Source organism: Agrobacterium sp. CGMCC 11546, assembly GCF_013365515.1.
GTDB classification, from domain to species: Bacteria; Pseudomonadota; Alphaproteobacteria; order Rhizobiales; family Rhizobiaceae; genus Agrobacterium; species Agrobacterium fabrum.
In genome coordinates this window covers 225,584-246,303 of record NZ_CP047390.1, presented here as the reverse complement: position 1 = coordinate 246,303, position 20,720 = coordinate 225,584, and the positions used below count along the sequence as shown (strand labels likewise).

At 56.9% G+C, this 20,720-nt stretch carries 16 protein-coding genes and 2 pseudogenes; 6 read left to right on the top strand and 12 right to left on the bottom strand.

The genetic code is table 11. The features are described 5' to 3' along the window. Positions 1–192: 192 nt before the first annotated feature. A complete protein-coding gene (locus GSF67_RS25905; protein WP_006313257.1) occupies positions 193–2,550 on the bottom strand; it encodes a hypothetical protein in 2,358 nt (785 codons plus the stop codon). A 206-nt stretch (positions 2,551–2,756) separates the two neighbouring features. On the opposite strand from GSF67_RS25905, the gene GSF67_RS25900 reads away from it, so the two are divergent. Continuing rightward, on the top strand, positions 2,757–3,863 hold the full coding sequence (locus tag GSF67_RS25900) for a Fic family protein (RefSeq protein WP_006313258.1): 1,107 nt from the start codon (positions 2,757–2,759) through the stop codon (positions 3,861–3,863). Between the two features lie 366 nt (positions 3,864–4,229). Here the strand turns inward: GSF67_RS25900 and GSF67_RS25895 are convergent, their stop codons facing one another. From GSF67_RS25895 to GSF67_RS25880, 4 genes are all read right to left on the bottom strand, one after another. After that, on the bottom strand, positions 4,230–5,390 hold the full coding sequence (locus tag GSF67_RS25895) for an IS110 family transposase (protein ID WP_128822113.1): 1,161 nt from the start codon (positions 5,388–5,390) through the stop codon (positions 4,230–4,232). 298 nt (positions 5,391–5,688) lie between these two features. Beyond that, a complete protein-coding gene (locus GSF67_RS25890; RefSeq protein ID WP_010974523.1) occupies positions 5,689–6,570 on the bottom strand; it encodes a carbohydrate ABC transporter permease in 882 nt (293 codons plus the stop codon). After that, positions 6,567–7,655 (bottom strand): carbohydrate ABC transporter permease, encoded by a 1,089-nt coding sequence (locus GSF67_RS25885; RefSeq protein WP_006315886.1) that lies wholly within the window; start codon positions 7,653–7,655, stop codon positions 6,567–6,569. The genes GSF67_RS25890 and GSF67_RS25885 overlap by 4 nt, the downstream gene beginning before the upstream one ends. Positions 7,656–7,667: 12 nt before the next feature. Then, positions 7,668–8,936 (bottom strand): extracellular solute-binding protein, encoded by a 1,269-nt coding sequence (locus GSF67_RS25880; protein WP_006315884.1) that lies wholly within the window; start codon positions 8,934–8,936, stop codon positions 7,668–7,670. 401 nt (positions 8,937–9,337) lie between these two features. Between GSF67_RS25880 and GSF67_RS25875 the strand changes: the two genes are divergently transcribed. Together GSF67_RS25875 and GSF67_RS25870 are read left to right on the top strand one after the other, a co-directional pair. Further along, on the top strand, positions 9,338–10,735 hold the full coding sequence (locus tag GSF67_RS25875) for a cache domain-containing protein (RefSeq protein ID WP_006315880.1): 1,398 nt from the start codon (positions 9,338–9,340) through the stop codon (positions 10,733–10,735). Next, positions 10,732–11,364 (top strand): response regulator transcription factor, encoded by a 633-nt coding sequence (locus GSF67_RS25870; RefSeq protein ID WP_006315878.1) that lies wholly within the window; start codon positions 10,732–10,734, stop codon positions 11,362–11,364. Before GSF67_RS25875 ends, GSF67_RS25870 begins: the two co-directional genes overlap by 4 nt. 66 nt (positions 11,365–11,430) lie before the next feature. Here GSF67_RS25870 and GSF67_RS25865 read toward each other — a convergent pair whose 3' ends face one another. The 3 genes from GSF67_RS25865 to GSF67_RS25855 all read right to left on the bottom strand — a co-directional run bounded on the left by GSF67_RS25865 (position 11,431) and on the right by GSF67_RS25855 (position 14,677). After that, on the bottom strand, positions 11,431–12,543 hold the full coding sequence (locus GSF67_RS25865) for a TRAP transporter substrate-binding protein (protein WP_006315876.1): 1,113 nt from the start codon (positions 12,541–12,543) through the stop codon (positions 11,431–11,433). Positions 12,544–12,605: 62 nt separating this feature from the next. Then, complete coding sequence (locus GSF67_RS25860) at positions 12,606–14,114, bottom strand: TRAP transporter large permease subunit (protein WP_046033417.1); 1,509 nt, start codon at positions 14,112–14,114, stop codon at positions 12,606–12,608. A 14-nt stretch (positions 14,115–14,128) separates the two neighbouring features. Next, entirely contained in the window at positions 14,129–14,677 is a 549-nt protein-coding gene (locus tag GSF67_RS25855) for a TRAP transporter small permease subunit (protein WP_006315871.1), read from the bottom strand. A 453-nt stretch (positions 14,678–15,130) separates the two neighbouring features. Here GSF67_RS25855 and GSF67_RS26190 point away from each other — a divergent pair. Next, positions 15,131–15,414, top strand: a pseudogene (locus GSF67_RS26190) (type II toxin-antitoxin system RelE/ParE family toxin). Positions 15,415–15,609: 195 nt separating this feature from the next. On the opposite strand, the gene GSF67_RS25850 reads toward GSF67_RS26190, so the two are convergent. Then, positions 15,610–16,329 (bottom strand): YafY family protein, encoded by a 720-nt coding sequence (locus tag GSF67_RS25850; RefSeq protein ID WP_006315869.1) that lies wholly within the window; start codon positions 16,327–16,329, stop codon positions 15,610–15,612. 94 nt (positions 16,330–16,423) lie between these two features. On the opposite strand from GSF67_RS25850, the gene GSF67_RS25845 reads away from it, so the two are divergent. After that, on the top strand, positions 16,424–17,035 hold the full coding sequence (locus tag GSF67_RS25845; RefSeq protein WP_006315868.1) for a glutathione S-transferase family protein: 612 nt from the start codon (positions 16,424–16,426) through the stop codon (positions 17,033–17,035). Positions 17,036–17,166: 131 nt separating this feature from the next. On the opposite strand, the pseudogene GSF67_RS25840 reads toward GSF67_RS25845, so the two are convergent. Next, a pseudogene (locus GSF67_RS25840) lies at positions 17,167–17,568 on the bottom strand (MarR family winged helix-turn-helix transcriptional regulator). A gap of 134 nt (positions 17,569–17,702) precedes the next feature. After that, on the bottom strand, positions 17,703–18,602 hold the full coding sequence (locus GSF67_RS25835) for an AraC family transcriptional regulator (RefSeq protein ID WP_006315866.1): 900 nt from the start codon (positions 18,600–18,602) through the stop codon (positions 17,703–17,705). Positions 18,603–18,724: 122 nt separating this feature from the next. On the opposite strand from GSF67_RS25835, the gene GSF67_RS25830 reads away from it, so the two are divergent. After that, the gene (locus GSF67_RS25830; RefSeq protein ID WP_006315865.1) at positions 18,725–19,669 is read left to right on the top strand and encodes a hypothetical protein; all 945 of its coding nucleotides are present in this window, start codon (positions 18,725–18,727) and stop codon (positions 19,667–19,669) included. A gap of 119 nt (positions 19,670–19,788) precedes the next feature. Here GSF67_RS25830 and GSF67_RS25825 read toward each other — a convergent pair whose 3' ends face one another. Continuing rightward, complete coding sequence (locus GSF67_RS25825; protein WP_176072111.1) at positions 19,789–20,652, bottom strand: SDR family oxidoreductase; 864 nt, start codon at positions 20,650–20,652, stop codon at positions 19,789–19,791. Between the last annotated feature and the right edge of the window lie 68 nt (positions 20,653–20,720).

Genomic DNA, 20,720 nt, shown 5'->3' with positions numbered 1-20,720 from the left:
CAAGAGCGGACAGACCGCCACCGGCCCCAAACCTGCCACTCCGACAAGCAAACTGTTGCCCGCATCGCGAAGGTCAATAAAACCCACTGGACCACGGGGTCGGCGGTTCGACTCTTTTCAAGGCGGGAGACGACGATGCTCGGCCCAGATGCAACATGTTCTGGGTGTCCGAGCCGAGCATCTCATTCGATCTTACGCAGCTTCCCAAACCTGATTGAGGATTTTGGCGGCCAGTGCGGCCTTGTCTTGCGGAAGGAAGCGGCCGTAGTGCTGCTGCACGACATCGGGCGTATCTTGAATGGCATAGCTCGCCTGCTCGTAGGATCCGGTCTGCTTCAGAATATGCGTCGCCAGAATGTCCCGCAGGTTATGCGGTCCATGCGGCAAGAGGCCCTTGATCGCACCCCGTCCGGTATAGGGATTATAGATGCCATAACGTTGGATGACAGTCCGCCAAGCCTCGTAGAATGTGGTCGAATTATAAGCAGCATCAATACTGGTCGTCTTCACCGTCTTGACGAATAGCGTTTGGGGATCTTTCGCACCGCCGAGCAGAACGCCACGATGACGGTCGATATAGGCATCGAGATATTCGTAGAGGTCGAGCAGGTCTGGCAATATCAGCCGAAACGGTTTCTGTCCGAAGAAGGATGAACCGGAGTTTTTGAATGCGACCGACGGGATAAGGACCTCCCACCCCTGGTCGCGATCACTCCAGCGCAGCTCGCCGCATTTCAAATCCTCCAGCCGGCGTTCTGACGTCGGATAGTGTCCACGGGGGCAAACACGAAGTTGGCGAAGGTTCTTTTGTCTGAGCCCAAGGTGCAGGCCCAGCCGAAGCAATAGGAATGATCTAACGGCTTCGGCGGCCGGTCGTGGATATCTGCTCTCATCCGGCATACGTCTCACGATCTCGTCCGTGATCTTGCGATATTCCGCCAGCGGGCTGTCCGATTCAAGTACACACATGATCGGTTCAAATGGATCGCGATGCACGCGCATCACTCGCTGGATCTCCTTGGAACGGTTAGCAGCATGTCGGTGAAACGCATCACAGGCGCCATGCCAGTCGCGAGCCGCAAAGTCGATTTCTTCCTGCTCAATTAAACCTGCAATGGGCCTGACATTCCGAAGCAGCTCCGGATGCTGCCGGATCCAACCGACGTCTGCGCGAGATAGGGCTTGGGCGACCATCAGCATGTCTTCTTCCCATTTGGTGTAGAAGCCACGCCGCTGTTCCCGCCACTGCAGATACCAGTCCCAAACGCCGGGGAAGACGAGAAGGCCGAAGCTTAACTGGCTGACTGGCACACCGAAACCCTTCACGACACCGTTTGGCGAGGCAGCAAGCGCACCAAACATCAAGCCGAGGTGCTCAATCTTCTGGGAGGCCGTTTCCTCACCCCAGACGCCGTTCCGTTGGAACCCAATCGCCGTCAGCGTCGAAGTCTTGAAGCGGATGAGATCAGCCATTTCCATGGCAAGTCTCGGCGGTGCGTCGATAACGCCGGAGAGCAAATCAGGATCATCAAGTTCTGCGGCAACGTTCTGATTGGCGCCGGCCGCCGAGGCCAACGATCGAGAGGAAAGAAAGCTGCTCCCATAAGTGACGCCGGGAAATCGGATGGCGTATCGCTGCTTGCTGGCCGCCGCCTGATAGCGGCGATATTCCGTAGAGCCGGAAATGATCACCCGGCGCACCCAATCGAGGATCTCCTCGCGCTTGGTAAAGGGCAGGCTGTTGAAGTCCTCGGGCAGGTGCAATGAAATCCGTCGCCGCTCAGCCGGGTTGATATCACCGAGATCGTGACCATACAGCGCGCGCGCCTGATGTGGCAGTTTCTCTTTGAAATATCCCTCTGGAAGTCGATAGCGTCGCTCGATGCGGCGGAGGATATTGAAACTGGCAACAGATCGGGGCACGCGCGCTCCCTGGATCCAGGATAGCAGCGTCTTATTGTCGAAGGTCTCTTTCAGATGAACAACGGCACGGTAAAGCTGCCAATAGGTGTCGCCGAACCGACGCATATGATAGACCAGTGCATCCTGAAAGCTCGCCGGATCTTCTGTCGCTTCGAACAGTGGCTCCGGGAAAGGGCTGATCGGCTTTGGAGCCGGTCCGCGTAAAGTAGATGCATACGGAGCAATGGTGTCGTCGGTCGTCGCGCGTTGAGGCTTTCTGGTTGAAGTCGCGGAGGCAGCCTTTTGGGCGGGCGCGATTTTGTCCGAGCTAACTGTCGGGTTTGGCGGTCGTCGTTCTTTGGCCATTAGCGGTGCGCCGAGCCATCGGATGATTGCATCCAGGCCTGGCCGGAGCTGCTTTTTCAGTTCTGCCGTCAACTCGGCTTCGATCCCACAGGCCTGACCGATAATCGTCCAGTCGATATGGCCATTCAGAAGCGGGGGAGATTTCCGATAATTAATCAGATTGGCCAGATAAGGCCGTATATTCTCCAACACCCGCCTGGATACGATTGGAGCGATGCGAAGGTCGCAGAATTCCGAAATTTTTCGCTGAAATTGTCGTGATGAAAGGTCGTGTTTGGTCATGCTTATTCCGTTTCTCTCGGCACCAGTGCCGAGGGCGAGTGGGAATATGAGGCGAGCTTTAACAAAATATGTTTAGGGCAAGAGGTTGCCTGTCGATCGCTGCCTCTTGAGTGGAGGCTGCAGAATGTGGTACTGAGCGATAGACGGGCTTGCAATAGCTCATTCACGGCGATAATTATGAGTTATAGAGAGGGATTCTATAACTCATGAAATGGAACTGGCAAAACACTGACTGGCCAAACTTCAGATACGACACCGCAAGCCTAGTACCGTTGGAGCAGAAATTCTTGCAGTCCGCCGGCGAGGTTATCGGTGCTGTTCGACATTTCAACGATGACGACAGCAACCAACTTCGCATTGAGTTGCTGAGCGACGAAGCGGTCAAGACCTCAGAGATTGAGGGGGAATTTCTGGACCGCGTGAGTGTCCAGTCATCACTCCGCCGGCAGTTCGGGCTAAACACTGATGATAGACAGATCCGCCCCCAAGAGCGGGGGATCGCCGAGATGATGGCGGATGTCTATCGAAGCTGGCATAGGCCGCTGGGCCATGAGGGACTGTTCCATTGGCATTCAATGCTGATGGCCGGAAACCGATATATTGAAACGGTTGGTGCTTACCGCACGCATGAAGACGCCATGCAGATCGTATCAGGTCGATTGGACAAACCCACTATCCACTTCGAGGCTCCCCCATCTCGTCAGGTTGCCGCTGAGATGGAGACCTTCATCACATGGTTCAATCAATCCGGGCCAGATGGTCAAACGTCGCTTCAAGCTTTGGCACGCGCCGCAGTAGGACACCTTTACTTTGAAAGCATACATCCATTTGAGGATGGCAACGGCCGAATTGGACGCGCGCTCGCCGAGAAATCCCTGGCGCAAAACATAGGGCAGCCAAGCCTCATTTCACTCGCCTTCACAATCGAGAAGCGCCGGAAGGCCTATTACTCAGAGCTTGAGCGGCACCAGCGCACGCTTGATATCACCGACTGGGTCATTTTCTTTTCAGAGACTATCCTGGATGCTCAACGAGCGACGCTTGAGCGCGTAGATTTCTTCATCCAGAAAGCAAAGTTCTATGATCGTTTTCGGGACAAGCTGAATGAGCGGCAAGAAAAGGTAGTCGCGCGTATCTTCAAGGAAGGCACGGCTGGCTTCAAGGGAGGTCTAAGTGCCGAGAACTATATCTCGATCACAGATACATCCCGCGCTACAGCAACACGCGACCTTCAGCAGCTCGTGGAGATCGGTGCACTGACGCGTAGGGGTGAACGTCGGCATACTCGGTACTCACTGTCATTGCAGAAATAAATCGCTGCCACTCCAATGAACACCACCAAAGTCATTATCTAGGTGAACGTCGGTTCGATTCCTTTCACATCAGGTTTTTTGTCAACGGTTCATTTTGTTGTCATCACAAAGCGTCCTTTTTTAGCGGATCCATGGTCTGAGCCCATCGCTTTACCGGCTCGCTATCGAGCCTGTACAACCTCACATACGGTCGCCGCTCCAAACGGCAGCACCAATTTCCCGCTTTCGCGGGCGCGGGCTCAGGAGAACGGGACCAATCTCAAGACCGGCTCTTAGCCAAACGGAATCCCGGTCCGTTCACCTGGATCCGTCAGGGCTGATCACACCCTGAGGATTTGAATTCTGGTATCACAGGCACTTCCCGCCTCAGGTAGTTTTCATGATTGCACCTTCGATCACGACGCCGGAGCTCACGTATTTCCACAGTGCAACGAGCAGCTTGCGAGCCAGTGCCACAATCATCGGCTTTTTCAAACGGCCGCCGTTTTGTGCGATACGCTTCTTAAACCAGCAAGATAGCGTTGAGGTCGGTTGGTGCCGTAACCACAGCCATGCGAGCTCGACCATGGTTGCTCTTAGACGTGGATTTCCGGCTTTTGACACGCCCTGCTCGCGATTGACGTTACCGCTTTGCCAGGGGGAGGGGGCAAGGCCTGCATACGATGCGATTTGGCGCCGGTTGTCGAAGTGGCGGAACAGGCCTTCCGTGTACAGTATTGTAGCGAATTCAGGCCCAATTCCTCGGATGCCCAAGAGAGCGGCCGCTTCTTTCGGCGTTTCCGGCGTCTCCTGAACGATCAAGGCATCTCGCTCGGCTTCGACAGCTTTGATCTGTGTGAGTATCAGTTCGAGGCGGTCAAGCTCTCTACAGACTTCGGCCTTCAGGTGTTTTGATAGCGGACGTCCATCGCCTGTCCGAAGCTCTTCCAGACGCTGCCGTCGATCCCGATTGACGGGCTCATACTCCCGTATTCCTTGTGTGAACAGCAGACCCTTTATCCGATTGACGTGGAAGACACGCTCCGCAATCAGCGTTTTCCGCTCCCGTCCAATCCGTCGGTTGTCTTCTTCCTCGGGCAAGAGAAGCTTCACCATTGAGCAGGCCCGCGGCTCGCCACGTTTCCATGCAATCAACGCGCGGATTAGAGTTTCTCCATCAAGACGATCAGTCTTCGCTCGACGATGTCGACGCGGCATGGCGATCGATCCGGCCTCGACAATGTGGCTTTCTATCCAGGCTTCCTTGTCGAGTACCCGGCCTAGCCAGAAGCCATCCAGTCCGGCTTCCTGAATTACGACCAACGGGTACAGTCTGTCCTTCCGCCGTTTTGCTTTCTGGCGAAGCGCAGTGAAGCATTCGAACAGGCCAATTAAATCACCTCCCGCCACGGTGTGGCGAGACATCTTCTCGCTACAAGGCGACAGAGCTGTCACCAGCCAGGTCGACTTGCTTAATTCCAAGGAGATGAAAATTGCGCCAAGATCGACGAGAGTGGCGGTCGGCGCTTGAGATTGATCTGCTGTCATCGGCATGGTTGGCCTCCAGAGAGTTTTCTAGCGACCTCACTCTGCCACGGTGCAGGCCGCTACTCACCCCTGATGGGATCTCAAGACCCCCACCACTGGCATCCGCATTAGCGACGAAAAGCATGGTTGAAGACTGTCAGCCTCACGCCTCCGTCCCCATCGCTAAAACCGCCTTGTGCCGGTAACGATTGGAGTGCGTTCACATGCGATCTGGTTCAGGGTCCGGCCGGCAGTTTGAAATACCGGGCAAAAAAGGACTTGTGGAGATCGTGCCCGACATACTGTGCAGGCTTAGATGCTATCCCTTTATCCCACTCGCCGCGATACTGGAGATGAACAGTCTCTGCAAGCACAGATAAAAGATCAGCACTGGCAGGGTGATGATGGTGAGATAGGCCATGACTTCACCCCAGGGCGTGTTGAGCTGGAAGAAATATTGCAGCCCCACCATTACGGGCCTGTATGCCTCGGATTGGGTAACGAGAAGCGGCCATAGGTATTGCTGGCTGTACATGACGAGAAACTTCAGGATCGCCGCCGTGGCGATGACCGGGCCGCTGAGCGGCATCACCACTTGGGTATAAATCCGCAGCCAGCTGGCGCCATCAATGCGCGCCGCCTCCAGCAATTCCTTCGGCAGATCCTTGAAATATTGCACGAAGAGGAAAATCGTCAGCCCGTCTGCGATCCACGGAATGATCTGCACATGCCAGGAGTTGAGCCACCCCCAGGTAAATCCACCGCTGCCAATCCATGGCAGATTGTTGACTTCCAGCAGGAGTGGCACAGCAATTGTTTCAAAGGGAATGATGAGAGTGGCGAGGATGATCGAGAATAAAACATCCTTTCCGCGCCAGTTCAAAAAGGTGAAGGCGAAAGCGGCAAGCGAGCCAAAAAGCAGGGCGAGAAACACGGTAACGACCGTGACCAGAACCGAATTGAATATGAAGGTGGCAATCGGCGCCCGGACGAAAGCTGCCGTATAGTTTTCAAGCGAGAGATATCCCACCGGCAGGAAGGCTCGTATCGACGTCGCGTCACTCAGCAATTGGTCATTTGGTTTCAGTGACGAGAACCCCATGAACAATAGCGGCAAAATGAAGATCGCCGCGAAGGCGAGCATGAGCACATAGTTGCCGATGAGAAAAGCGAGGCTCTTGCGTTGTCCGGCCTGCATCATTGCTTCTCCCTTGTCATGTATCGCTGGGTTAAGGAAATGCACAGAACAAGCAGAAACAGAACGACAGAGATTGCGGAGCCTGCTGCGATGTCCTGCTGTCGGTATCCTCGCTCAACGGCCTGGTAGACGATGCTTTGAGTGGAATCGCGAGGTCCCCCCTTGGTCATCACATCGATCTGCGCAAAAAGCGCAAAAGCCTGCATGGTGATGACGATGACAATCAGCACGGCTGTGTTGCGCAGCAGCGGCCAGGTTATCATGCTGAACCTCTGCCAGCGGCTCGCTCCTTCAATGTCGGCTGCCTCGTAAAGATCCGGAGAGATGGTTTGCAGGCCGGAGAGCCATATGACCATGTGGAACCCAACGCCCTGCCAGACCGACATCACCAGAATTGCCCATAAGGCGGTGTCAGTTCTGCCCAGCCAGTCGATGGGCTGGAAGAGCCCGAAGCTCATGTAACTCAAGAGGCTGTTCAGGAGCCCGTTATCAGCTGCGTATATGAACCGCCAGAGCAGCGCCACCACCACCACCGACAGCACGACAGGCATGAAGTAGATCGCTCGGAAAATCGTGACGCCGGGGATCTTCTGGTTCACCAACAGGGCAAGAAATAGCGCCAGTGCAGCCTGAACAGGCGCGACGACGACCACGAAGGAAAGCGTGTTGACAAGGGCGGTCAGGAACACGACGTCCCTGGCCAGAATGATGATCTGGTGCTCGCCCCAGTTGAAGCTCTTATATTCCCGCATCCCTTCCAGATGGGGATAGTCGGGATTGTTGCGGGTGAAATTGCGAATTCTCGGATAGGAGACGGAGCCATCCGCATCCCGGCTGATGCTGCCGTCCGCCTCCTTCTCCGGTTGGAGCGTCAGCACGCCAATACCCAGCAGCCGGGTGTAATTTTCAACGCCGACAAACTCGGTCGGATTGGGAGACGTCAGCCGCTGATTGGTGAAGGAAAAACCGAGTCCCAGCAGAAAGGGCGTGATCAGGAACAGCCCGATCAGCACCATGGCCGGTGCAGCCATGAGCCAGCCCGTGACGCCGTCCCGGGTGAGTTTCTCCTTTGAAGAAAAGAACGCCATCGATCACGACCCCTATTTGGGTTGGTAACCGGAATTGCGTTCAATGTTGTTGTTTATTTCATCCGTTGCATTGTCCAGCGTATCGGCAACATCCGCACCATTGGCAATGTCGGAAAGAGCCTTGGAAAAGACCGGCGAGATAAAGGCGTAAGCCGGCGTGACTGGACGCAACGTTCCCTGGCGCTTGGACAGTTCGAAGAAAACTTCGAGCGGGCCGCCCTGCCTGTAATTCTTCGTCATCTGGGCAGCAGAGGAGGTGGCGGGAATGAGGCCGACCGCATCGGAGAACTGCGCGAGATATTTGTCCTGTATGGCGAATTCGATAAAGGCGGACGCGCCTTGCGGATGCTTGCTAGTGGCCGACACACCAAATTGCCACGATCCGGCACCGATCTTCGGTCCCTGCCCAAAATCCGGCGAAGGCAGGAACAGCAGGTCGTCGCCATATTTCTCCAGCGCCTTCACCGCAACCCAGTTGCCCATCCATTGCAAGGCGTGGCGACCTTCCAGAAAACCGGTTTCATGATCGGCAGGCGATTGTGACGTTCCGGGTGCCAGCTTCTTCTCGAACAGAGATTGCCACCATTCTCCAAACTTGACGGCACTGTCGCCGTTGAGGAAGTTTTCGGCTGTTTGATAATCTTTCTTGTCGATCAGGCTGCCGCCGAAGCTCTCCAGAAACGGGCTGAAGGCATAGCTGTACCATTCGGTTTTGTCGGCCATGCCAAGGTCGATCGCATATTCGAACTTGCCGCCGGCCGCAATTTTCTCGAGCGCCGCATTGAACTCCTCACCGGTCCACGGCTGTTCCAGTGTAGGAATGCGAATGCCGTTTTCATCGAGAACCGATTTGCGGGCGAAGACCGCAACGGCTGCATCCCACAGCCCGACGGAATAGAGCTTGTCTCCCCACTTGCCCACCGCGCCGGGCAGGAAATTTTGAAGGTTTGCCTCATCGATCTGCAGTGGCTGCAAATAACCCGACCACGCCCAGTTCGGCATGTTCGGCCCATCGACATCCAGAATGTCGGGCAGCTTGTTGGAAAGTGCTGCGGCGGTGACGGATTCGTTATAGGCACTCTGCGGGAACTCCTGAAGCGAGACCCGCCAATCTGATTGAGATGAATTGAAGTCTTCGATGATGCCGGCCAAAATCTTGCGTTCTTCAACATTGCCCGCGCCGTGATACCACATCGTCAGGTCGGTCTGCGCCAGTGCGGCAGTGGAAAAAAACATCGACAGGGCGGTGAATGCGCCCGCAAAAATGGCTTTGTTAGTCATGGATGGTCCTCCTCCTGAAGAAGGGTAACTTCACCATCCAGAGATTGTTCCGAAGAAAAGTTGCAGTCTGGCGCTGCACCTTCTCAAGAGCGCTAATAGGAGGCGGCGTGCCGAGCCGCCCACCGCAGGCTCGATCCGGCGATATCATGTAAGCGATCACATATGGCCGTAGAGCTGACGAGGTGGGAACCTTGCGATGAACTGTCCCGCTCAGCGCGGTCGAGCCCAAGAAGCAGGTTAATGCCGCGCGATTATTCCGAGTACGTCACGCTTTTCCTCACTTTACAGATTTCCGAACCACCTTCTCTATTTCGCCTTACGATCATGTCCGACAGGCTCGACTCGCCGTATAAAGTATTGTCAATTGAGGGTAAGTAAGAGCTAATGTGACGGAGGGCCGCATGAGACTCAGGAATCAGATCCTTGCATTGGCCATCGGCCCCCTCGTTCTTGCCATTATCATCATCACGGCGCTCATTACCTGGCAGTCAATGACGTTGGCGCGCACCAGCATCGACGCTTTCGAACGAAATATGCTTGCTGCCAAGGAGGCGGAGCTCCTCAACCTCACCAATCTTGCCCTTTCCGCGATTCGTTCGGTTTATGACAAGGCCGGGCCTGATGACGAAGCCGCGAAGGAAGAGGTCAAGCGTATTCTGATGGACCTTGATTATGGCACGGACGGTTATTTCTTCGTCTATGACTATGACGGGTTGAATGTCGTTCATCCGCGGCAAAATTTCCGTCCGGGTAATAATTGGCTGGATCTCTACGACCCCGATGGCAATCGGGTTATCTATGACCTGATCGTCAAGGCGAAGGAGGGGGGAGGCCTTGTCCAGTACAAGTGGGAGAAACCTTCAACCCGGAAGATCGCCGACAAGCTTTCGTTTGCGGCCGGCCTCGACAAGTGGCGATGGATGATTGGCACGGGTGTCTATCTGGATGACGTTTTTGCGGCGACGGCGGCAGCCAAAGAAGAATTGCGCCACTCGATCACATGGAATTTCCTGATCGTGGCGCTGTTTGCAGTTCCCGCCGTTCTCCTGGTGTTTGCCACCTGCATGCTGCTCAATCTGCGCCAGCAGAGGCTGGCGGACGGGCGGCTGAAGGAACTGATGCAGCGGGTCATCGATACCCAGGAAGAGGAACGCCTGCGCATTGCCCGGGAACTGCATGACGGCATTTCTCAAAATCTCGTCGGCGTGCGTTTTGCAATTGATCTCGCGCGGCGCAAGGTGACGCCGGATAATGTCGGTGCGGTGGAGGCGATCGGCAAAGGCGCGTCGGCATTGACCGAGGCGATCAAGGAGGTCCGTCGTATCTCGCACGACCTGCGTCCCCGCGTTCTTGACGACCTGGGACTGACTGCAGCTTTGGAGGCCTTGATCTCAAGCTTTTCCGAACGCACCGGCATCGCTGCGACGCTGGAATCGGTGGCCTTCAAGCACATGCTCGTTCCGGAAGCCCGTGTCGCCCTTTATCGTGTCGCACAAGAGGCGCTCACCAATATCGAGCGTCATTCGGATGCAACGCGGGTCACCATCAGGTTCTCCAGCCGGGATGAGCGGGTGCAGATGGTCGTCAGCGACAATGGCCGCGGATTTCCGGCCACGCGAACAGAGAACGAGATGCCGGCCGACAAGGGTCTTGGTCTCAGAAACATGCAGGAACGCATGACCCATTTCGGCGGCAGGCTCGATGTGGAAAGCTCCGCCAAGGGAACCGTCCTGCGGGCGGTCCTTCCCATGACGGCCATGAAGGATCATGGCCCTCGTTTGCAGGAGGCTGCGGAGTGACCGGTCATCCGATCCGGGTTCTTCTTGTCGACAACCATCCTCTCGTCCTCGACGGGTTGAAGGCGGTGCTCGAGACTTACGAGCATATTGCCGTCGTCGGAACCGCGGTGTCCGCCATGGCGGGTATTGACGCGGCTGTCGCCACAAGACCTCATGTAGTGCTGATGGATATCAACATGCCCCAGATCAATGGCATCGATGCCCTGGAGCTGTTCAAGGAAAGACAGCTTTCCGCCCGGGTACTGATGCTGTCGATGCATGACAGCCGGGAATATATCTCGACATCGGTGATGTATGGGGCCGCCGGTTATATTCTGAAGGATGTGGCTACGGAGGAAATAGTGGCGGCAATCGATACCGTTGCGGCCGGCGGCACCTATTTCTCCTCAGGCGTTCGGGACGTGCTGATGGAGAGTTCCACCGGCAGGCTGAAGGAACTGACCACCCGCGAGCAGGACGTTCTGCTTTTGATTGCCAGGGGAAAAAGCAACCGCGATGCTGCTCTGGCCCTCGATATCGCCGAGCGTACGATGGAAACCCACCGCAAGAACATCAAGCGGAAACTGGATATTGCGACGACCGCCGGCCTCATTCGTTATGCGATAGATCACGGGCTCATCAAGGCGTAGCCAAATAAAAGAGCAAGGCCCCGCAAATGTTGCCATCCGCGGGGCCTTGCTGTAGGTCACTCCGTCTTATTTGCCTGCGGTCTGCATCGCATAGCCATAGCTGTCGTAGGTATATTCGGCGACTCGGAACCATTCATAGCTCTCGTCGCGGAACTTCTTCCAGCCTGGATAAATCTTGGCCCAAGCGGGGTATTTCTGCGTGTACTCGTCGTAAAGCTCGAATGTTGCCTTGTAGGCGGCGTCGAGCACATCCCGGGGCAGCGGACGAAGCTGTGTGCCCTTGGAGACCAGCGAGCGGATCGCATCCTTGTTCTTGACGTCGTAGAGCGCCTGCATGTTGATGTTGGCGGCCTTGCAGGCGGTATCAAGCGCTGCCTTGTATTCGTCAGGCAGGGCCGCATATTGATCTTTGTTGACGAAGAAGTGGATCGTCAGACCACCCTCCCAGAAGGCCGGATAATAATAATAGGGCGCGATCTGGTAGAAACCGAGTTTTTCGTCGTCATAGGGGCCGACCCATTCTGCGGCGTCGATGGTGCCACGTTCCAGTGCCGGATAAATGTCGCCGCCGGGAAGCTGCTGTGGTACGGCGCCAAGCTTCGCAAGCACCTGCCCGGCGACCCCGGCAATACGCATCTTGAGGCCCTTGATATCCTCGATGCCCTTGATCTCCTTACGATACCAGCCGCCCATCTGGGCGCCCGTCGCACCACCGGGAATGCCGATGACGCCGTAGTCGGACAGGAATTCATTATAAGCCTCGTTGCCACCGCCATGGTAAAGCCATGCGTTCTGCTGACGGGCATTCAGACCGAAGGGGATCGTCGAGCCGATGGCGAATGTCGGATCCTTGCCTGTGAAATAATATCCGCAGGTATGAGAAATTTCGACCGTGTTGGCCTTCACGGCATCGATGGCTTGGGCGCCGGGAACAATCTCTCCGGCCTGAAAGACCTGGATGTCGAACTTGCCACCCGTCATGGCCCTCAGAGCATTTGCCATGACAACGGCACCGCCGTAAATCGTGTCGAGATTGTTCGGAAAACCTGACGTCAAACGCCAGCGAACGCTCGGCGATGACTGGGCTATGGCAGGTGTTGCAAGCGTCGACGCAGCCGCAGCCGCCCCCGCAAGCACACCGCCCGACAAGAATTGTCTGCGGCCTGGATTATCCTTCATAATTTACCTCCTCCTGTTGAATACGGGCGACGTGCTCGGGCACTTGCGTGCCCGGTCAACTGTCACGGTGTGCTTGGCTTGCCGAAGCTCGGCGCGGTGTTGCCGGGCGCGAGGAACGGGTTGGCGAAAGGATCGGCGTCGGTTCCCGCACCGGGCATGGGTACGTTGATGTGAACGGCGGAAGGATCGGCCACCTTGGCGCCCGACTTGTAGTGCATCACGATGCCGGGGAACGCGATGATGATGATGACCATTGCAAGCTGGATAAAGAGATAGGGAATGGCGCCGAGATAGATCTGGCTCGATGTGATCGGCTGGATCGTCTGTCCGGTGATGCGATCCCTGTAGGCCCTTGTCGGCGCGACGGACCGTAAAAAGAACAGCGAAAAACCAAAGGGCGGGTGCATGAAAGAGGTCTGCATATTGACCGCCAGCATGACGCCGAACCAAATCAGATCAATGCCAAGCGCATCGGCGACCGGCGCCAGAAGCGGGATGATAATGAAGGCCAACTCGAAGTAATCGAGAAAGAAGGCCAGGAAGAAGACCAGCAGATTGGCGACGATCAGGAAGCCGATTTCGCCGCCCGGAACCGAAGTCATCAGATGCTCGACCCAGACATGGCCGTTCACGCCATAGAAAGTCAGGGAGAAGACGCGCGCGCCGAGCAGAATGAGCAGGACGAAGGACGACAGTTTTGCCGTCGCGTAAAGCGACTGCTGAATGAGTCCTAAATTGAGCTTGCGATTGGCAAGCGCAAGGGCGAGGGCGCCCACCGCACCCATGGCGCCACCTTCCGTGGGTGTGGCGATGCCGAGGAAGATCGTACCGAGCACGAGGAATATCAGGACGAGCGGCGGCACCAGCGAAGTGATCACCTTCAAAAGTAATTTGCTGCCCCGCAGGGTCCGCGCCTCCGAAGGCAGGGCAGGTACTTTTGCCGGGCTGATGATCGAGGTCACGACGATGTAGAGCGTGTAGGCGCCAACGAGCATGAGGCCCGGAATGAGGGCGCCTTTGTACATGTCACCCACCGAGCGACCGAGCTGGTCCGCCAGCACGATCAAGACGAGGCTTGGCGGTATGATCTGCGCCAACGTGCCGGAAGCAGCGATTGTGCCGGCGGCGATTTTACGGTCGTAACCGTAACGCAACATGATCGGAAGCGAGATGAGGCCCATCGAAATGACCGAGGCGGCGACGACACCGGTGGTGGCCGCCAGAATAGCGCCAACGAAAATCACCGCGAAGGCAATTCCGCCACGGACTGGTCCAAACAACTGGCCGATCGTATCCAAAAGGTCTTCCGCCATGCCGCTCTTTTCAAGAATCAGGCCCATGAAGGTGAAGAAGGGGATGGCGAGCAAGGTCTCGTTCGACATCTGGCCGAATATACGATCGGGAATGGCCTGAAACAGGGTTGCCGGTAGCAGGCCGAGTTCAATGCCGATGAAACCGAAGAAAAAGCCGACAAAAGCGAGTGCAAAGGCCACCGGATAACCCAGCAGCAGCACGATGATGAGCGCCGCGAACATGATCGGGGCGAGATTTTCCGCAAGGAATGCCATTATTATTTTTCCTTCGATCAGAGCATTGCCGCTTCGGCGTCCGCCGCTGCAACCGGATCAGGAATATCGCCCCGCAGGATGGCGACGCGCTTGATGAGTTCTGACACCCCCTGCAAGGAGAGCAGGCTGAAGCCGATCGGTATCAGTGCCCAGACCGGCCATTGAATGAGGCCGCCCGTATTATTCGATACTTCACCGGAGGCGAATTTCTGAAGAAACACCGGCCAGGAGAGGTAGACCGTGATGAGGCAGAAAGGCATGAGAAAAAAGATCGTCCCTAGAATGTCGACCCACAATTGCCCTTTGCGCGGCAGGCCTCCGTAAATCAGATCGACCTTCACATGCTCATTATTGAGGAGTGTGTAAGCGGCGGCGATCAGAAACACGGCGGAGAACAAATACCACTGGGATTCAAGCCAGGCGTTTGAGCTCATGGAAAACGCCTTGCGCATGGCGGCATTGATGGCGCTGATGAAAATGGCAGCAAGAAGCAGCCAGGAAATACATTTGCCAATGGCTGAATTGGCTGCATCAATGGCGCGCGAAACGGCCAACAGAAACTTCATGATATCCTCCCCGGAAGCGGCCGCGTACTCCTCAATACACATGCTGCCGCTATAGTTCGGGCACGATATCAATGGCGGCTTCACGCTCAAGGGCCGGTGCCGGTGAAATTCCTCAGGCATACCGAGAACTGGGTACGTGGAGGTCGGCCCCTGGAGGACGACACAGCATAATGAAATGAAGAAGCCTGTTTAGGCACGTCATAATCCGTCGCGCTAGACACCAACCCGGAGGTCAAGCGGCAAAACTTCAGTCAGCTGATCCAGTTTGAAGGGTCCAGATCAACCTCTCTAAGTTGGAGCCAGCTTCCTTTTCATTCCCCGGCATGTTTCGGCTTGCCTAGCGTTGGTTCACCTTCACGCTCGTTGCTTCGGCTTATCGAGAATCTCACGTGTTGCATGGGTTCACTTTAATGTGGCCAGCTTTTTTGAGTGACGACGTATCTATCTAAAAAAGTGAAGCTCACTTGGTCCGCCTTCGCGCCCTCTGATCGCGATGGTATATTCACGCATATTGAGGCCGATAATCCGATCGCCGCCATCACCGTCGATGACAATATCCTAGCATCGGTCCGTTGATTTCAGAACTTTACCGAAAGCGGCTGTCCTGGCCGGATTGCGGGGACACGCGAACTGGTACGCCGTATGTCGCGGCCTACGCAATGACGGAGGCGGCAGTGCGGATATTGCGTGTCCTCCACGGGGCGCAGCAATGGCCCGATGCTCTGCCTGAAAATTGACGTCGCCAGCTTGGCAATCCCCCTGCCTTCTTCTGACCTTCAAGGCGAAGGCGGGGACAAGGCATTTTTGCTCGAATTCATGCCGCCTACTCGCGGTGACAGCATCGCACCTCAGTGCGGCCGTTCGGATCTGCTGCATCTTCGAACAGCAGTCCGACCGCGGTACGTGGAACGCCGGCCGTATCGTCGTTTTGGTTACTGGCTGGCCAATATCATCTTTGATGTTTCGGGCGCGCCGGCGTTCAGAATGGCAACGAAGTCCCTGAGCAACTGAACCCGGCGCGGTCGGAAGCTCTCCTCCGTCATGTTGATGTCGGCGATGCGATCGACGCGGAACTTGCGGAAATCCTGGCGCAGGCAACACCAGGCAAGCAACACCAGCGTCCTCTCCAGATAGACGATCGCCAGCGGCAGAACTTGCCGGTCGGTCCGTCGCTGCTCCGCGTCCACATAGCTTATCACCACGGCGCGTTCTTGCCAGCAGGCCTCGCGCAGAAGGCCGACGTTGGCGAGCGGCGGGTCGCGGCGCTCGAATCGATAAACCTGGGAGGCGGCATGCAGTGTTTGGCGTTGTAGTCGGTCGGGCAGCGTTGCTGTGACCTTCGAAAGCACAGCGCCTGCGGCCGCAGCGAGAGCCGGTTCACCCATATGCCGCACCTCTGCAAGGCCCAGCACCAGGGCTTCGATTTCAAGCCGTGTGAACGTCTGCGGTGGCAAGGCGATGTCTTCCGTCAGCCTGTAGCCGAAGCCGCGCTCGCCATCGATGACGGCACCTGCGGCGCGCAAGCTCTCGATGTCCCTATAGAGCGAACGCAACGACACGTCGGTCTCCTCGGCAAGGCGCGCGGCCGTCACCGGGGAGGGGAGAGTGCGAAGCGCCTGGAGCAGGCGGAACAGACGATCACTACGAGCCATGACTTTGGAGGATAGATGAAGCCTACTGACGGAAACTGGCAGTTGGCGGACTTTACAAGATCCGCATTGCCAAACGCAACCGAGGATCCAGACTATGCTAACGCTCTTTCACGCCCCCCGCTCGCGCTCCACACGTATTGTCACCCTGCTTCGCGAACTAGACGCCATCGACAAGGTCGCGATAAAGATCGTCGACATCACCCGCGGCGACGGCAGCGGTCGCAAAGATCCAAAGAACCTGCATCCGGAAGGCAAGGTGCCGCTGCTCGACCATGACGGCGTCGTCATCTGGGAGAGCATAGCGATCATTCAGTACCTGACAGATATCTTCCCGGAAAAGAAGATGGCGCCTGTTGCCGGCGATCCGCAGCGCGGTAGGTATCTCAGCTGGCTGGCTTGGTATGCCGGCGTGGTCGAACCTGTGCTGATCATGCAGGCAGCCGGGATTTCGCATCCTTTTGTGGATTTCACCTTCCGCAGCCCGGCGGAGCTTGCAGTACGCCTCGAAACCGCGCTCAAGGATTGCCCCTACCTGATGGGAGAGCGATACACAGCCGTTGATCTGCTGCTGCATTCGCCCTTTGCCTGGTGCCCTGCAGCGACGCCTGAGAGCGACGTGGTCAAGGCCTGGATTGAGCGCTGCGGCGAGCGACCATCGCTGCAATGGACCGCCAACTATGACGCCTGCACCGTGGTTGCGGCTTGATTATTGGCACTGGCCGCTCCGACCGTGCGGCCACTTTCGTGTGAGATGGCTCGCGCTCGTCACCCCTTATATAGCTGCTACGGAAGCATCGCGAGTGTCGGGTTCGACCGCTTCACTTGGCCACGCTGGCGCTACGTCTTGATTTTGTCCCGTATGGTGTCGAGTGATTGCTTGATCGCTCGCAATGCCTCGGCATCCACTCCGACGGCTTCGTCGATACAGCGCATGATATCGGCGGCACGGGCTCTGAGCGCGCCGCCTTTCTCCGTCAGGTGAATGAGCACCTCCCGTTCGTCAATGCGGTTCCGGGTCCTGGTGATCAGCCCGGCCGCCTCCAGCCGGTTGAGGAGCGGTGTCAGGGTGCTTGAATCGAGGAACAGTGTCTTCCCCAGCTCCCTTCCGGTCTGGCCATCGCGATGTCAGAGTGTCACCATGACCAGATACTGCGGACAAGTCAGGCCGACTTTGTCGAGCAGCGGCCTGTAGAGCTGTGTGAATGCGTGGCCGGCTGAGTAGAGAGAAAAGCACAGCATGCCTCCAAGGCAAAATCGTACTTGTCGTTGCCTGACCCTCAAAGGCGATCACCCACAGAGCAGGCACCAGCTAATAGCAAAAGGAGTTCACGATCTGCGGTTGAATTACAGCGCTTCCCTCACCGGCGCATCGGTCATCCATTGCTGGCTGCCCTTGAATAGGCACCGGGCGTCTGGCCGGCGTGTCTGCTGAAGGCAACGCTGAATGCGCTGGCCGAGCCATAGCCAACCCGTTGTGCGATCTCGGCTGTTGCGACGTCCTTTCTAAGGAGCTCCTTCGCCAAGGCCATGCGCCAGCCTGTTGCGTATTCCATCGGGGCCACGCCGACCTCTCGTCGGAAGCGTTCAAAGAAGGTCGAGCGGGACATGGCGGCGAATTGCGCCAAGCCCTCCACCGTCATGTTTCGACCGGGGTCCTCGTGGATTCGCCGCAACGTCGGTGCCAATTGCGGGTCGGCCATTCCGCGCAGAAGACCGGGTGGTGCTGAAGCTCCACCCGTCGAACGGAGCACCTCGATCAGTAGCACCTCCAGCAATCGGCCAAGCACCATTTCCCGTGCGGTCCGCTCGGCTCCTGTTTCATCGTTTATCATCTGGACAAGCAGAGCCAGTCGTTGCTCGCCGCGAACGTGGATAATCTCCGGTAGCAACGAAACGAGAAGTGTCTTGTCATCCGACCCGAACAGGCAGTGTCCGACCATGGCCTTGATTTCGACCGGCGCGTCGGGGTCTCCCAGTCTGAACACGCCGGGACTGGTTTCGAGGCGCTGCAACAGCGCGCCCCGAGGCGGTGGTTCGATGCTGCTCATCGTGAATGAAAAGATTTCTGGAACCAGCACAAAATCACCGGTCGTCAAGACGATCGGTGCCTTTCCGGCAACTGTCAGCAGACATCGCCCTTCGACGACCGCGCAATAGAAGGGACTTCCAAGCTCGGTTCGCTCGACCCGCCACCGACCACCGCCCGTGACGAGCTTTGAAATGGACGGGCTCGGCTTGAGTAGCGAGACGACCTCTGCGATGGGATCAGTCATGATTCTGGACTTATGCTAAAGAATAATGGATATCGGAATATAGAGAGTCCGGCCGAGATCGTCCATCCTGGGGACAGCACTTTACTTGACCCGTATCCAGACCAACCCAGAGGACACTGAGCATGAACAATCTGATCGACTTGGCCCGTCACATCCCTGCGCCTGAACCCAGTCTCACGGTCGCCTATACCCCGATCAAGCTTCAAATGGATGGTCGCCAGCCACTGGAACTGAGGCTAACCGCGCCGTCAACAGGTGCTAAGTTACCCATCGTCCTGTTATCGCATGGGTACGGTCCATCGAACTATATCCCTTCGAAAGACGGGTATGCCCACCTTGCGCAGTTCTGGGCTGAATGCGGCTTTGCGGTCATACAGCCGACGCACGCCAGTTCCCGTGTCGGCGGCCTTCCGGCGGACGCGGCGGGAGCACCATTCTTCTGGCGGGACCGGGTCGAGGAAATAAGGATCATCATCGATCAGCTTGCCCAAATTGAAAGCCAGGCGCCCGCAATTGCCGGTCGATTGGATCACCAGAAGATTGCTACAGCCGGCCACTCTTTTGGAGGCCACACGGTGAGCCTGCTGTTGGGTGCACAGCTCCACGGAGAAGACTTCTCAGATGCTCGGATTTCAGCCGGTATTCTGATGGCTGCCCCCGGGCGCGGCGGTAAGGACATGACCGCCGAAAGCGCCGCCCGGTTCCCGTTCTTCGACCTCGATTTTTCAAAGATCGTGACACGCTGCCTGGTGGTTTGTGGCGATGCGGATAATCCCCATTTTACGACCCGCGGTCCCGAATGGCATACCGATGCCTTCCACGACGCTCCCGGGGCGGAAGCGCTTTTGATGCTGCACGGCGCTGGCCACGGGCTGGGTGGCATCGCCGGGCTTGACGCAAAAGAAACCGAGACCGAGTTGCCTGACGTACTCGAAGCAACCAAACGTCTGACGCTAGCCTGGCTTCATACCGCGCTTGCAACTGAACCTCACGCGTGGAACCGGGCCTGCAGTGCGCTCAAAGGACCGTCATTTTCCCTCGGGCATGTCACGCTCAAGACCTCCTGAACCAACTGAAGACGGCGGCGATGGACAGCTTGCGCCATTCATCACCGCCGACCGTCGTTGGCCGCGCTTATCATGAAGTCGACGGTGGCCGGCGACCCAGGTCAGCGGCCGAGTGCGCATCAGATCATGATCTCGCCGCCGGTCACGGGAATGACGGCTCCCGTCATGTAGCTTCCCAGATCCGAAGCGAGCAGGACGTAGGCTCCTGCGAGCTCTGCCGGTTGCCCGGCACGGCCAATGAGGGTATTCTCTCCAAACTTGGAAGCCTTTTCAGCGGGCATGGTCGAGGGAATGAGAGGGGTCCAGATCGGCCCCGGTGCGACCGCATTCACGCGAATACCTTTTTCCGCCAGCATTTCCGCCAGACCCGCAGTGAAGTTGGATATCGCACCCTTTGTGGAAGCGTAGGCGAGAAGTTGAGGCGAGGGCTGCCGCGACTGAATTGAGGTCGTGTTGATGATCGAGCTACCCGGTTTCATGTGGGGAGCGGCCGCTTTCGACAGGAAGAAAGGTGCATAGATGTTGGTGCGAAAAGTTTCGTCCCACTCCTCGGCGGTAATATCGGCTATATCGTCATAGGTTCGCTGGAACGCTGCGTTGTTCACGAGAATGTCGACAGCACCGAGCTCATTGACGGCGCGATGTACGAGATTCTTGCAATGTTCCTCAGACTTGATGTCGCCGGGTACCAACAAAGCTCCTTGGCCGGCTTCCTTTACCCACTTTGCAGTGTCGCGGGCGTCATCGTCCTCGTTGAGGTAGGAAATGACGATGTCGGCGCCTTCTCGCGCAAAAGCAATGGCGACAGCCTTGCCAATGCCTGAATCGGCTCCGGTGATGAGGGCAACCCTGCCTTTCAGCTTACCGTCACCCACGTAGGACTGTTCTCCATGATCCGGGATGGGTTTCATCTCGGCTGTCTTGCCCGGTGGCTCCTGCTGTTGTTCCGGATATGGCGGGGTAGGGTGTCGGGTGTCTCCCATGTTTTCTCTCCTTTTGCAGGGGGAGCGCGATAAACCATCGAGGTCGCTCCGGGTTCCACAGGAATGAT